At 65.8% G+C, this 13,123-nt stretch carries 13 protein-coding genes; 7 read left to right on the plus strand and 6 right to left on the minus strand.

Features of this window, described 5'->3' with window-relative positions; genetic code table 11:
- The first annotated feature begins 11 nt into the window (after window positions 1-11).
- From V3B25_RS17095 to V3B25_RS17110, 4 genes are all read left to right on the plus strand, one after another.
- The gene (locus V3B25_RS17095) at window positions 12-929 is read left to right on the plus strand and encodes an alpha/beta hydrolase (RefSeq protein ID WP_329811042.1); all 918 of its coding nucleotides are present in this window, start codon (window positions 12-14) and stop codon (window positions 927-929) included.
- On the plus strand, window positions 926-3,403 hold the full coding sequence (locus V3B25_RS17100; RefSeq protein WP_329811043.1) for an acyl-CoA dehydrogenase: 2,478 nt from the start codon (window positions 926-928) through the stop codon (window positions 3,401-3,403). The genes V3B25_RS17095 and V3B25_RS17100 overlap by 4 nt, the downstream gene beginning before the upstream one ends.
- Before the next feature lie 75 nt (window positions 3,404-3,478).
- The gene (locus V3B25_RS17105) at window positions 3,479-3,958 is read left to right on the plus strand and encodes a hotdog fold domain-containing protein (RefSeq protein ID WP_180845387.1); all 480 of its coding nucleotides are present in this window, start codon (window positions 3,479-3,481) and stop codon (window positions 3,956-3,958) included.
- Between the two features lie 27 nt (window positions 3,959-3,985).
- The gene (locus tag V3B25_RS17110) at window positions 3,986-4,369 is read left to right on the plus strand and encodes a hypothetical protein (RefSeq protein ID WP_329811044.1); all 384 of its coding nucleotides are present in this window, start codon (window positions 3,986-3,988) and stop codon (window positions 4,367-4,369) included.
- 29 nt (window positions 4,370-4,398) lie between these two features.
- Here V3B25_RS17110 and V3B25_RS17115 read toward each other — a convergent pair whose 3' ends face one another.
- Window positions 4,399-4,746 carry a DUF1304 domain-containing protein gene (locus V3B25_RS17115; protein WP_049420964.1) on the minus strand — a complete coding sequence of 116 codons (348 nt, stop codon included), beginning with the start codon at window positions 4,744-4,746 and terminating at the stop codon, window positions 4,399-4,401.
- A gap of 78 nt (window positions 4,747-4,824) precedes the next feature.
- Window positions 4,825-6,153: an MFS transporter gene (locus V3B25_RS17120; RefSeq protein ID WP_049420965.1), complete on the minus strand. Its 1,329-nt coding sequence runs from the start codon at window positions 6,151-6,153 to the stop codon at window positions 4,825-4,827.
- Between the two features lie 285 nt (window positions 6,154-6,438).
- On the opposite strand from V3B25_RS17120, the gene V3B25_RS17125 reads away from it, so the two are divergent.
- Entirely contained in the window at window positions 6,439-7,836 is a 1,398-nt protein-coding gene (locus V3B25_RS17125) for a serine hydrolase domain-containing protein (protein ID WP_032130059.1), read from the plus strand.
- Window positions 7,837-7,967: 131 nt separating this feature from the next.
- On the opposite strand, the gene V3B25_RS17130 is transcribed toward V3B25_RS17125, so the two are convergent.
- Window positions 7,968-8,726: an SDR family oxidoreductase gene (locus tag V3B25_RS17130; RefSeq protein WP_032130070.1), complete on the minus strand. Its 759-nt coding sequence runs from the start codon at window positions 8,724-8,726 to the stop codon at window positions 7,968-7,970.
- 114 nt (window positions 8,727-8,840) lie between these two features.
- On the opposite strand from V3B25_RS17130, the gene V3B25_RS17135 reads away from it, so the two are divergent.
- On the plus strand, window positions 8,841-9,734 hold the full coding sequence (locus V3B25_RS17135) for a LysR family transcriptional regulator (protein WP_154264208.1): 894 nt from the start codon (window positions 8,841-8,843) through the stop codon (window positions 9,732-9,734).
- A 119-nt stretch (window positions 9,735-9,853) separates the two neighbouring features.
- Here the strand turns inward: V3B25_RS17135 and V3B25_RS17140 are convergent, their stop codons facing one another.
- Window positions 9,854-10,384, minus strand: a complete 531-nt coding sequence (locus V3B25_RS17140; RefSeq protein WP_329811045.1) for a hypothetical protein — start codon at window positions 10,382-10,384, stop codon at window positions 9,854-9,856.
- A 183-nt stretch (window positions 10,385-10,567) separates the two neighbouring features.
- Between V3B25_RS17140 and V3B25_RS17145 the strand changes: the two genes are divergently transcribed.
- Window positions 10,568-10,867, plus strand: coding sequence for a hypothetical protein (locus V3B25_RS17145; RefSeq protein ID WP_125895567.1), 300 nt, complete (start codon window positions 10,568-10,570; stop codon window positions 10,865-10,867).
- Window positions 10,868-11,159: 292 nt separating this feature from the next.
- Here V3B25_RS17145 and gcvH read toward each other — a convergent pair whose 3' ends face one another.
- Window positions 11,160-11,555, minus strand: a complete 396-nt coding sequence (gene gcvH, locus V3B25_RS17150; protein ID WP_005410701.1) for a glycine cleavage system protein GcvH — start codon at window positions 11,553-11,555, stop codon at window positions 11,160-11,162.
- Window positions 11,556-11,648: 93 nt separating this feature from the next.
- Window positions 11,649-12,761: a glycine cleavage system aminomethyltransferase GcvT gene (gene gcvT / locus V3B25_RS17155; protein ID WP_329811046.1), complete on the minus strand. Its 1,113-nt coding sequence runs from the start codon at window positions 12,759-12,761 to the stop codon at window positions 11,649-11,651.
- Between the last annotated feature and the right edge of the window lie 362 nt (window positions 12,762-13,123).

A 13,123-nucleotide genomic window follows, 5' to 3' on the forward strand; every position in this document is an offset into this window, starting at 1 on the left:
TACTAGCAAGTATGGTTACGTCCCCTACTCCCGCTGCGTTCCATGACCTGCACCTGGAGGCGGCCCATGGTGCCCGCCTCGCCGCCACTGCCAGCGACCACGGTCGTCGTGGCCGGGTGCTGTTCGCGCACGGTTTCGGCCAGACCCGTCACGCCTGGAATGCCACCGCGCGTGCCCTGTCTGCAGCCGGCCTGCAGACGCTGGCTTATGACGCACGTGGTCACGGCGATTCGGACTGGAATGCCGCCGACCTGCCCTATCACGGCGAACAGTTCGCCGATGACCTGATCGTGCTGGCCGGTGAACAGCCGCGCCCGCCGGTGCTGGTTGCGGCCTCGATGGGGGGCCTGTTCGGCCTGCTGGCCGAGTCGCGCTGGCCGGGCCTGTTCTCGGCGATGGTGCTGGTCGACATCACCCCGCGCTGGGATACTGCCGGTGTCGAGCGCATCCTCGCCTTCATGACCGCCCATCCCGACGGATTCGCCTCGCTGAGCCAGGCTGCCGACGTGATCTCGGCCTACATGCCGCACCGTCCGCGCAAATCCGAGCAGTCGCTGCGCGCGCTGCTGCGCGAAGACGGTCACGGCCGCTGGCGCTGGCACTGGGACCCGCGCCTGGTGGCCGAACTGGCCCGCGACAGCGAACAGCACCAGGACGCACTGGCCGAAGCCGCGCGCCAGGTGAAGTGCCCGCTGCTGCTGGTGAGTGGCGGTCGCAGCGATCTGGTCACGCCGCAGACCGTGGCCGAATTCCTGGCGTTGGCGCCGCACGCGCGCCATGTACAGCTGCCGCAGGCCACGCACATGGTCGCCGGCGATGACAACGACGCCTTTACCGCTACTGTGTTGGACTATCTGGACGTGTTGCCCGCAGCAGACGCTGAGGCTTCGTCCGCCACAAACGAGCACGTCACCGGAGCACGCTCATGAGCATCGTTCTTCCCTTCCTCGCCCTGCTGCTGGCAGGCGCGTTCGTCGCCTACCACCGCATGCGGCTGGTTACCTGGACGCTGATCAGCGTGGCCCTGCTGGCCGCCTGCTGGTTCATTCCCTACGTCAACCAGACCGCCACGATCGTCGCAGCCGCTGTATTGGCCGTCATCGCCGTGCCGCTGCTGCTGCCGTTCATCCGCAAGCCGCTGCTGACCGGCCCGATGATGAAGGTGTTCCGCAAGGTGCTGCCACCACTGTCGCAGACCGAGCGCATCGCGCTGGAAACCGGCTCGGTCGGTTTCGAGGGAGAACTGTTCACCGGTGATCCGGACTGGAACATCCTGCTCAACTATCCCAAGCCGCAGCTGACCGCCGAAGAACAGGCCTTCCTCGATGGCCCGGTGGAAGAGCTGTGCACCATGGTCAACGACTGGGAAATCACCCACGTCCACGCTGACCTGCCGCCGGAACTGTGGGCCTTCATCAAGAAGAACAAGTTCTTCGGCATGATCATCCCGAAGGAATACGGCGGCCTGGGCTTCTCCGCGCTGGCCCACCACAAGGTGATCCAGAAGCTGGCGTCGGTGTCTTCGGTGGTCAGCTCCACCGTCGGCGTGCCCAACTCGCTGGGCCCGGGTGAACTGCTGGTGCATTACGGCACCCAGGAGCAGAAGGACCAGTACCTGCCGCGCCTGGCCGATGGCCGCGAAGTGCCCTGCTTCGGCCTGACCGGCCCGTTCGCCGGCTCCGACGCCACCTCCATTCCGGACTACGGCATCGTCTGCAAGGGCGAGTGGAACGGCGAGCAGGTGCTCGGCGTCAAGCTGACCTTCGACAAGCGTTACATCACCCTGGCCCCGGTTGCCTCGCTGATCGGCCTGGCCTTCCGCATGTACGACCCGGATGGCCTGATCGGTGAAACCCGCGACATCGGCATCACCCTGGGCCTGTTGCCGCGTGATACCGCCGGCGTTGAAATCGGTCGCCGCCACTTCCCGCTGAACTCGACCTTCCAGAACGGCCCGATCCGCGGCAAGGACGTATTCATTCCGCTGACCCAGCTGATCGGTGGCGCTGCCATGGCCGGCAAGGGCTGGAACATGCTCAACGAGTGCTTGGCCGTGGGCCGCTCGATCACCCTGCCGTCCACCGCCAGTGGTGGTGCCAAGGCCGGTGCCGCGGTGACCGGCGCCTATGCGCGCATCCGCAAGCAGTTCGGCCTGTCGGTCGGCCGCTTCGAAGGCGTGGAAGAAGCGCTGGCCCGCATCGGCGGCAAGGCCTACAAGATCAGTGCGCTGTCGCAGGCCACCGCCGCGGCGGTTGACCGTGGTGACGTGCCGTCGGTGCCGTCGGCGATCGCCAAGTACCACTGCACCAACATGAGCCGCGAAGTGATCTCGGACATGATGGACGTGATCGGCGGCAAGGGCATCATCCTGGGGCCGCGCAACTTCGCCGGCCGCAGCTGGCAGGCCGCGCCGATCGCGATCACCGTGGAAGGCGCCAACATCATGACCCGCAGCCTGCTGATCTTCGGCCAGGGTGCGATCCTCTGCCACCCGTGGGTGCTGAAGGAAATGAAGGCCGCGCAGGATCCGGATACCCGTGCCGGCCTGCAGGAGTTCGATCGCAGCCTGTTCGGCCACATCCGCTATGGCCTCTCCAATGCCGTGCGTTCGTTCTGGTTCGGCCTGACCGGTGCACGCTTCGGTGCAGCCCCGGGTGACGCCTACACCCGCCGCTACTTCCGCAAGCTGGACCGTTACTCGGCCAACCTGGCGCTGATGGCCGACATCTCGATGATGACCCTCGGCGGCAAGCTGAAGTTCAAGGAATCGCTGTCCGGCCGCCTGGGCGATGTGCTGAGCCACGTCTACATGACCAGCGCCATGCTCAAGCGCTACCACGACGAAGGCGCACCGCAGGCCGACCAGCCGCTGCTGGCCTGGGCCTTCCATGACAGCGTGCACAAGATCGAAGAATCGCTGTCGGCCGCGCTGCGCAACTTCCCGATCCGTCCGATCGGTTGGCTGATGTGGGCGTTGATCTTCCCGCTGGGCCGTCGTGCCGAGGCCCCCGGCGACCGCCTGAGCCGCCGTGTTGCCGCTCTGCTGATGGCACCGAACGAAGCCCGCGACCGTCTGGCCAGCGGCGTGTTCCTGACCCCGTGCGAGAACAACCCGGGCGGCCGTATCAACAGCTACCTGAGCAAGGCGATCATGGCCGAGCCGGTGGAGCGCAAGTTCCTGAAGGCGCTGAAGAGCAAGGGCATCGAAGCGCTGGACTTCAAGAGCCAGCTGGACGAGGCCGTGGCCGAAGGCGTGATCACCCAGGACGAGCGCAGCCTGCTGGAAGAACTGCGTACGCTGACCCTGGACACCATCACCGTGGACGACTTCGACACCCACGAACTGCGCGCGGCCAGCTACTACGACCGCCAGCACAAGGACCCGCATTCGCAGGCGGCCTGATCGCCCGCGACACGCGTTGCCACGACGGCGGGCCTCGGCCCGCCGTCGCTTTATCCGCCGACCGGAACATCAACCATGTCCACGCCCCTGCTCTCGCTTTACCACCGCCTGCAGCGCTGGCCTGCCGGCAACTGGCTGTTCTCGCGCGCGGTGTGCTTCAAGGCGCCCTACTTCGCCAGCATCGCACCCACCATCACCGCACTGGAGCCAGGCCGCTGCGAAGGCGTGATCCGCCAGCACCGCCGCATCAACAACCACATCGGCACGGTACATGCGATCGCGATGTGCAACCTGGCCGAGCTGGTCGGCGGGGTGATGGTGGACGCCAGCCTGCCGGCAGACATGCGCTGGATCCCCAAGGGCATGGAAGTGAAATACCAGGCCAAGGCCTTGGGCACGTTGAAGGCCGTGGCGACGCCAGTGTTGTCCATCGTCAGTGCTGCGGACGGCTACGACCTGCCCGTGAAGGTCAGCGTGACCGATGCGGCAGGGACCGAGGTGTTCCATGCGACCATCGCAATGTGGGTATCGCCGCGCCCTCCGCGCACAGGCTGATCAACCATGACGACCGCTGAACTGCTTGTGCGCCTGGCAGGCATTCACAGCCTGGGGTTTGCCGCCTTCCATCTGGCGTTCTGGCGGCTGTTCGGCTGGAAACGCGAGTTCGCCCAGCTCGGCACGGTCAACCGCGCGATCATGCAGATCCTCAATCTGCGCGTGATCTATGTGTTCCTGGGAATGGGGCTGATCGCGCTGATCTTTGCCCCGGACCTGGTCGGCACTCGTCTGGGGTTGGTCCTGCTGGGTTTCATGGCGGTGTTCTGGGTGGGCCGCGCGCTTGAACAATTCGTCTTCCTGCGTATCAACGACTGGCGCGTACACCTGCTGACGGGCCTGTTCGTGCTGGGTGCGGCGCTGCATGCCGTGCCAATGTGGCTGGGCTTCATGCGCGCCATCAGCCGCTGAGCGGCGGCGCCTGCCAGCACGCGCCCACGTCAGAGCGCTCGCGACACCAGCGCCAGAATGGCCGGTACGGCCTGGATCATGAAAATGCGCCGGCTCACGCTGTACGCGCCATAGCACCCGGCCACCACCACGCAGACCAGCGAGAACGTCACCAGCACCGGCTGATCGATCACCAGCCCCACCACGATGCCCGCCGCCAGGAAGCCGTTGTACAGGCCCTGGTTGGCCGCCAGCACGCGCGTGGTCTCTGCCTTCTCGGGCGTGTTGCGGAAGGTCTTCAGGCCCAGCGGGCGCGTCCACAGGAACATTTCCAGCACCAGGAAATAGACGTGCAGCAGGGCGACCAGCAGGGTCAGGGCGAGGGCGATCCAGTACATGGGCGGTTCCTTGGATAGATGGATGGGGTGATGGGGTCAGAGCCCTCTCCGTGGGAGAGGGAGCCGACCCCGCGCGGCTCAGCGGTCGCGCGGCAGCTTCTTTTCTTCGCGCAGCACACCGAATGCGGCGGCGGTCATGCACGCGGCAACCACCACGCCGCCGATGAACACCACGTGTGAACCAAACAGCGACAAGCCCTTGTGCACCCAGGTGAAGCTCAGGTCGGCACCACGGTAGACCACCGTGTCGATGGCCGCACCGGCCTTGTAGCGCCATTGGCGGTCCACCCGGGTGTAGATGGTTTCGCGTGCCGGCTTGAAGAGCGAGAATTCACTGGCCCGGGTCAGCACCTGCACCACCGCCACCATCATCGGCAGCGGCGATGCGGCCAGCACCGAGAAGCCGATCAGGATGGCGAACGCGGGAATCAGCAGGGCCGGGGCTATGCCGTGGCGCGACAACAGCCAGCGAGTCAGACTCAACTGCAACAGAAGCGTCAGCGCGTTCACCGCCAGGTCGATGCGCGAGAAGAACGCGGTGCTGGCAGCCGGGTCGTTGAAGGCCGCGCGCACGATGCTGGCCTGCTGGTTGTACAACAGGGTGCCCACGCCCACGCCGAACACCACCAGCACCGCCAGCCAGCGCAGCAGCGGCTCGCGTGCGATCAGCTTCAGGCCGTCAAGCACGCTGCCGCCCATCGGCTTCTCGCCCGAGACCAGCTGCTGCTCGCGTTCGCGCAGCACCGCCCAGTGCCGCAACCGCCAGATGCATAGCAAGCAGACAATCAGGAAACCCGCAGACACCAGCATCAGGTTGGCGATGCCCACACGCTGTGCCAGCGCGCTGGTGATGAGCGGGCCCAGGAACGCGCCGACGGTGCCAGCCGCGCCGATGTAGCCGTAATACGCCCGCGCCTGCGCGTTGGAGAACACATCGGCCATGAAACTCCAGAACACGGCCACTGCGAACAGGTTGAACACCATCACCCAGAGGAAGAAGGCCATGCCGCGCCCCGGCACGTTGCTGTCGAACAGCGCGTAGAAACCCAGCAAGGTGACGATGAAGAACCCATACACCGCCGGCAGGAACACCCGCCGTGGGAAGCGGCTGACCAGCCAGCCATACACCGGCTGCAGCACCAGCATGATCACGAACACGCAGGAGAACAGGAACTGCAGGACGAAATCCTTCAGCGCGATGCCATGACTGGCGAACCAGGCGATCAGCATCGACGGGAACACCGTTTCCAGGTCGGCCGAGGCGGCCATCGCCTCCCGCACCGGGCGCAGCACGTAGTAGCCGCTGAGCAGGCAGAAGAAGTACAGGAACGACCACCACAGCGCCGGCGACTCACGCAGTGCCGCCGTCAGCCCACGCAACGGCCCCTTGCCCTTCACCGCGCTCACGCGGTGTCCCTCGCCAGAAGACGGCGGTTGGACAGCGGCATGGCAGGCTCCGGGGCGGTGAAGCGCGTACGTTAGCCAATGCACTGCAACATCGCCAGCAGCAGCCTCGCAGAAGGCCGCAACGCAGTGTCACGGCCCCGCCCGGACGACACGTTCCGACACATGCTTTCGGGGCGTCAAAATTCCAACTTTTTCAACGAGATGCGCATTCATCTTCGCTTTGTTTGTGCACAAGGGAAAAGCGGCGCTAGAATCGCCATCAGCAGTCGCGCACGGGTCTCCACGATGAAAAAGAACAGCCTGCGTCGTCCGATCCGTTCGGCGGCCACCGGTTTGCTGGGCATGTTGATGCCCGTTGCCTTGTCCACCACCGCGCAGACCCCGCCGCCATTGCCGCCGATGCCGGCCAACATCGAATCCGCCGCCACCGCCGTCGCCCACACCCAGCCCGCCGCTTACCGCACCGGCCTGGTGCCGCAGGTGCAGCTGCCGGCGGCCGGCTTCAACGTGGCCAACATCGAATCGATGGCGCAGCAACTCACCTATGGCGAGCGTGTGCCCGGCATGGCCGTGGCCATCGTGCAGGGTGGCCGCGTACTCAGCGCGCGTGGTTATGGGGTTACCGACGTCAACAACCCGCTGCCGGTCGACGCCCACACTGTGTTCCGCCTGGCATCGCTGTCCAAGGCCTTCGCCGGCACCATGGCCGGACTGCTGGTCAACGATGGCACGCTGCGCTGGGACAGCAAGGTCACCGACTACGTGCCGGGCTTCCGCCTGAACTCTCCGGAAGCGACCGATCGCCTGACCGTGGCCGACGTGCTCAGCCACCGCGTCGGCCTGCCGTACAACGCCTACGACCGCGACATCGAAGGCAACGCCGAGTACTACGCACTCACCCAGAAGCTGGCCAATACCAGCCTGAAGTGCCTGCCGGGCGACTGCTACGCCTACCAGAACGTGGCCTTCAGCCTGATCGGCGACGTCGTCTATGCCGCCTCGGGGAGCTTCTACGAGCAGTCGGTCGAGCGCCGCATCTTCAAGCCGCTGGGCATGAACGATGCCAGCCTCGGCCTGGCCGGCATCCAGGCCAGCTCGCGCTGGGCGCGTCCGCACGTGCGCAGCCGCAATGGCTGGGTGTCGCTGACACCGAAGCCGACCTACTACCGCGTCGCCCCGGCCGCCGGCGTCAACGCCAGCGCCAGCGACATGGCGCAGTGGCTGCTGGCCCACACCGGCCATCGCCCGGACGTGCTGCCGGCACCACTGCTGGCCACCCTGCATTCGAGCCTGATCAACACCCCGGGCGAAATGCGTTCGGGCTGGCGCCGCGAGCGCCTGCATTCGGCCGGCTACGCACTGGGCTGGCGCACCTTCGACTACGCCGGCCACGATGTGGTGTTCCATGCCGGTGCCGTGCAGGGCTATCGCGGCCTGGTCGCGCTGGTACCGGAACGCGATCTCGGCATCGCCATCATGTGGAACGGCGAAAGCGGCCTGCCCAGCGGCCTGCTGCCGACGGTGCTCGATTCCGCGCTGGGCCTGCCGACGCAGCGCTGGCTGGACGTGGACACCGACTTCGGCAGCGACAACCTGATGGCCGAAGGCGCGAGCCCGGCGCAGCAGGACAAGCGCAAGGGCAAGGGTGCTTCGAGCAACCGTGCGGTGGCCTCGCCGCGCTGAGTTGGCGGGCTTCACCGTGTGTGCGAAGGGCGGCCTGCGGGTCGCCCTTTTTATTGGCAGTCGTAGAGTCGAGCCGTGCTCGACTGTTCGGGCAAAGCAGTCGAGCATGGCTCGACTCTACAAACGGAAGGCTAATGCGCGAAGTAGTGCATGCCGCCATCCACCGGAATCACCGCGCCGGTGATGTAGCCGGCCAAGGGCGAGGCAAGAAAGGCCACCAGCGGCGCTACCTCCTCCGGATCACCAAAACGCCCGATCGGAATGTTGCGTTCGATGAACTCACGCCGGCTTTCTTCGGTGGGATGCAGCCGGTCCCGGATCTGAGCACTGTTGATGCGTCCCGGCGCGATTGCATTGACCGTGATGCCCTGTGAGGCCAGCGCCGACGACAGCCCTTTGCTCCACAGATGCAACGCCGCCTTCGCCGCCGTGGCAGCATTCACCGCGCGCGGTTCCATTGAACCGCTGAGGTTGATCACCCGCCCCCAGCCCTGCGCCTGCATCGCGGGCAGCAGTGCCTGGGTCAGGCGTCGTGCCGAAGAGAAGTTCAAGGCCATGGCTTCCTCCCAGACATCGTCCCCCGCATCCACCGTGGTCGGCCGGCCTCCTCCAGCCGCATTGACGAGGATGTCGACACGCGTCAGTGCCGCCGAGGCTGCATCCGCAATGTGGCGTACCTGCTCCGCATCGGTGAGGTCGCCCAGCAGGACGATCGGTGCCGGCGCGCCTGCAGATTCGATCTCCGCCGCCAGTGCATGCAGCGGCTCGGCACGCCGTGCACTGATCGCAATGCGTACTCCCTGTGCCGCCAGCAGCCTGGCCACACCGGCACCGATGCCACTGCCCGCCCCGGTGATCAGCGCGGTACGCCCTTCAAGCCCCAGATCCATGATGTTCTCCCAATCCGCCAGCCGGTACATCCGGCCCGTGCAGTACATGCTGTTTGATCACCCCTGATTGATAAACTCCGCGCAGGTTTCAGCATTCAACACCCGGGGTGTCAGATGAATCTGCTGGAGAGCATGCAGGTCTACGTGCTGATCGTGGACAAGGGCAGCCTCAGCGCTGCGGCGGCGGCGATGGATATCTCGGCGACGATGGCCGGCAAGCACCTGCGTGCGCTGGAAGCACGGCTGGGGATGCAGCTGTTGAGCCGTACCACCCGGCGCCAGCACATGACGCCCTTCGGCGAGGACTACTACACCCGCTGCCGGGAGATCCTGCGGCTGGTGGAAGAAACGGACGCACAGGCGCAGCACCAGCAGCTGGCACCGGCGGGCACGTTGCGCATCAGTGCGCCGGTGATCTTCGGCACGCACGCACTGGTACCGGCACTGGCCGAATACATGGCGCGCCATCCGGATGTCCGGGTCGAAGTCACGCTGAGCGACCGCGTGGTCGACCTCGCCGAGGAGGGTTTCGAAGCGGCGCTGCGCATCGGCACGCTGGCCGACAGCAGCATGCTGGTGGCGCGTGCGCTGGCACCGTATCGCTTGATGATGTGCGCATCACCGGCGTACCTGGCCAGGCATGGCACGCCTCGCAGCCTGCAGGACCTCGCCCTGCATCAGTGCCTGTCCTTCGAACCGAGCGCACTCGCACAGTGGCTGCAGGCCAATGCTGGCGAACTCGAGCGTGTGCCCGGCGGCCGGCTGCAGATCAACAACGGCGAAGCGCTGCGCACGGCAGCGCTGCACGGGCTGGGCATCGTGCTGCAGTCGGCACTGCTGCTGGCTGCCGACATCGACACCGGACGCCTGGTGCAGCTGTTCCCTGAGTTCGGCCAGACCGGTCGGCCGATGCACGTGGTCTACGCCCACGATCGCTACCACTCGACCCGCCTGCGCAGCTTCCTGGACTTCCTGGTGGAGCGCTTTCCACCGGCGCCGTACCGCTAGCGTCGACCGTCAGAAAAGCAGTCGAGCACGGCTCGACCCTGCAAACGGCCCATAAAAAAACCCCCTCCCCGCTGGGCAGTCAGGGAAGGGGGTTTCAGGATGCGGCTATCGGGAAGTACTTAGATCAGCGGCGCCGGGGTTGCCGGCAGAGCGACCGGAGCAGCCTTCTTCTTGCGGGCGGCCGGCTTGCGCTTGGCAACCTTCTTCGCTGCCTTCTTCGGGGCAGCCTTCTTGGTCGCCTTCTTCGCGGTCTTCTTTACTGCCTTCTTGGCGGTCTTCTTGACGGCCTTCTTGGCAGTTGCCTTCTTCGCGACCTTCTTGGCCGGCTTGCGGGCCGTTGCCTTCTTCGCAGTCTTCTTGGTGGCCTTCTTGGCTACCTTCTTGACGGCCTTCTTCGCGGTCTTCTTGACGGCCTTCTTGGCAGTGGACTTCTTGGCTACCTTCTTCGCCGCCTTCTTCACTGCCTTCTTCGCAGTGGTCTTCTTGGCGACCTTCTTCGCAGCCTTCTTCGCAGCCTTCTTCACTGCCTTCTTGGCGGTCGCCTTCTTCGCGACCTTCTTCACTGCCTTCTTGGCAGCGGCCTTCTTCGCGACCTTCTTCACCGCTTTCTTGGCGGCGGGCTTCTTCTTCGCAGCTTTCTTGGTTGCCATGGGATGGCTCCTCGTCAGTGATAGGGAGTTGAAACGCCCAGGTGGATCAAACCCGCGGATGCTGCGTGCGGGGACCGCCGGCGCGTCAGGCGCGCCGTTACGGATGCGGCAATGCCCGCCTCGATCGGCGGAGCGGACATCGGAACGGGAGTTGCCTTGCATTTCTCCGGGGGAAGCGGGGCCATGTCCACCGTCATCAGGGTCGCGGTGGTCTTGAAGGGGCTGCTTCGCATCGGACGATTGATTCTGCGCACTCGGTTGGGCAGGCAAGGTCTGCTGAGGCGAAACCTAATCACGGTTTTTTTTACTGTCAACAACCCCCGCGAAAAATTTTCACATCCGCGCCATCCCGGACGCCGCCCTCGCCACCGCCGTGCGCGCCCTGCAACGACCATTGAAGCGGCGCGCACGCGCGCCGCATACGACGAAGTCGATGCGCTCTCTGAACAAAAAACACTTGAAATAAGCACTCTGCGCAGATAGGCACATGTTCCGGACAACAGCGCGCGTGCATCGCCGATGGTCACCCGCACCGTCGCCAACGCCAGCACAACGGGGCCGCAACGGGGGGCGAAAAGTTTTCACATTCGATCGCTTCGGCGCGGGGCGGAAACGCGGATTTGCGCAAAACTGCGCACGCTGATCGGCACCGTTCGTCTGTCGGCTGATGCCACGCCGAGGGTGCAGAGCGAACCCGCCGTCATGAGTCCGACGCACTCGCCAAAACAAAAACGGCCACCCGAAGGTGGCCGTTCCAGAACCCGGAAGTGACGACTCAGTGGTCGTCGTTTTCCAGGGCTTCGGCATACGCGTCCGGATCCAGCAGTTCGTTGACCTCTTCAGCGTTGGTCAGTTCGACCACGAACATCCAGCCTTCGCCGTAGGCATCTTCATTGATGGTTTCCGGCTTGTCGGACAGCGCCGAGTTGACCTCGACGACCTTGCCGCTGATCGGGCTGTAGACGTCCGAGGCGGCCTTCACCGACTCGACAACGGCGATCTGCTCGCCAGCCTTTGCGTCGGCGCCGACTTCCGGCAGTTCGACGTAGACCAGGTCACCCAGCAGGCCCTGGGCGTGGTCGGAAATACCGACGGTGACACGGCCATTGCCTTCGACACGGGCCCACTCATGGGACTTGAGGAACTTGAGGTCGCCGGGGATCTCGCTCATGGGACTGCTCCAGAGATATGCAGGGGTGGAAAAAACGGGGCTAGTGTAACCAACCGGCCGCCACTGCTGTCAGTGACGATCGGCAGTTTCGGATCAGGCGTCGGCGAGCACGCCGGGCTGGGCCTGGCCTTCGCGCACGAACGGGAACTTGACCACGCGCACCGGCACCTGCCGGCCACGGATGTCGACGGTGACCTCGCCCAGTTCACCGGCCGGTACACGGGCGAAGGCGATGCCCTTGGCCAGGGTCGGCGAGAAGGTGCCGGACAGGATCTCGCCCTGGCCGCCGGCGGTGGTCACCGCCTGACCATGGCGCAGCACGCCCTTCTCGTCCATCACCAGACCGATCATCTGGCGGGCGGTGCCGGCAGCCTTCTGCGCTTCCAGCACCTCGCGGCCGATGAAGTCGCGGCCTTCGTCCAGCGACACGGTCCAGGCCAGCGCCGCTTCGTACGGGCTGATCTCTTCGTCCATGTCCTGGCCGTACAGGTTCATGCCGGCTTCCAGGCGCAGCGTGTCGCGTGCGCCGAGGCCCGCCGGCTTCACGCCCGCCGCCAGCAGGCGGTTCCAGAACGCGACCACGGCGTCCTGCGGCAGCAGGATTTCGAAGCCGTCTTCGCCGGTGTAACCGGTACGGGCGACAAACAGTTCGACGCCGTCATCGGACTGCACCTGCAGGGCGGCGAAACGGCCCAGCTTGGCCAGCGCTGCGCGATCGCTTTCGCGGGCCAGGCCGATGACGATGTCGCGCGCCTGCGGGCCCTGCACGGCGAGGATGGCCAGGTCCGGGCGCTGCTCGACGGTGACGCCGAACGGTGCAGCCTGCTCGCGCAGCCAGGCCAGGTCCTTCTCGCGGGTGGAGGCATTGACCACCATGCGGAAGAAATCGTCGCCCAGGTAGTAGACGATCAGGTCGTCGATAACGCCGCCGCGCGGATTCAGCATGCACGAGTACAGTGCCTTGCCGGTCACCTTCAGCTTGTCGACCGAGTTGGCCAGCAGGCGGCGCAGGAACGGCTTGACCTGGTCACCGCGCAGGTCGACCACGGTCATGTGGCTGACGTCGAACATACCCGACTCGCGACGAACCAAGTGGTGCTCGTCGAGCTGCGAGCCGTAGTGGATGGGCATGTCCCAACCCCCGAAATCGACCATCTTGGCGCCAAGGGCGCGGTGGGTATCGTTGAGCAGCGTCTTCTGGGTCATGACCGGGTCCGGCAGCAGAGGAAACAAGAATCCCCATTATCCCAGATCGGTCGCCCGCAGGTCGCGCCGCAGCGCAGCGGGGTGTTTGGCCGGCCTGCGGCCGGCGCCGCTTTCTACAGCTGGAGCGCAAAGCCTGAGTTCATCGGCTCTGGATTGACTCGGCCTGGGCGGGTCGGAGCGAGTGCTTTTGCTCTTTGCTCTTTTTCTTTTTCCGTGGGCTGGACGCGCACGGAAACTGTCGGGGGGGGGGGGGGGGGGGGGGGGGGGGGGGGGGGGGGGGGGGGGGGGGGGGGGGGGGGGGGGGGGGGGGGGGGGGGGGGGGGGGGGGGGGGGGGGGGGGGGGGGGGGGAGGGGGGGGGGGG

Origin of the sequence: Stenotrophomonas sp. SMYL8 (assembly GCF_036320065.1) — a bacterium.
GTDB lineage: Bacteria > Pseudomonadota > Gammaproteobacteria > Xanthomonadales > Xanthomonadaceae > Stenotrophomonas > Stenotrophomonas maltophilia_A.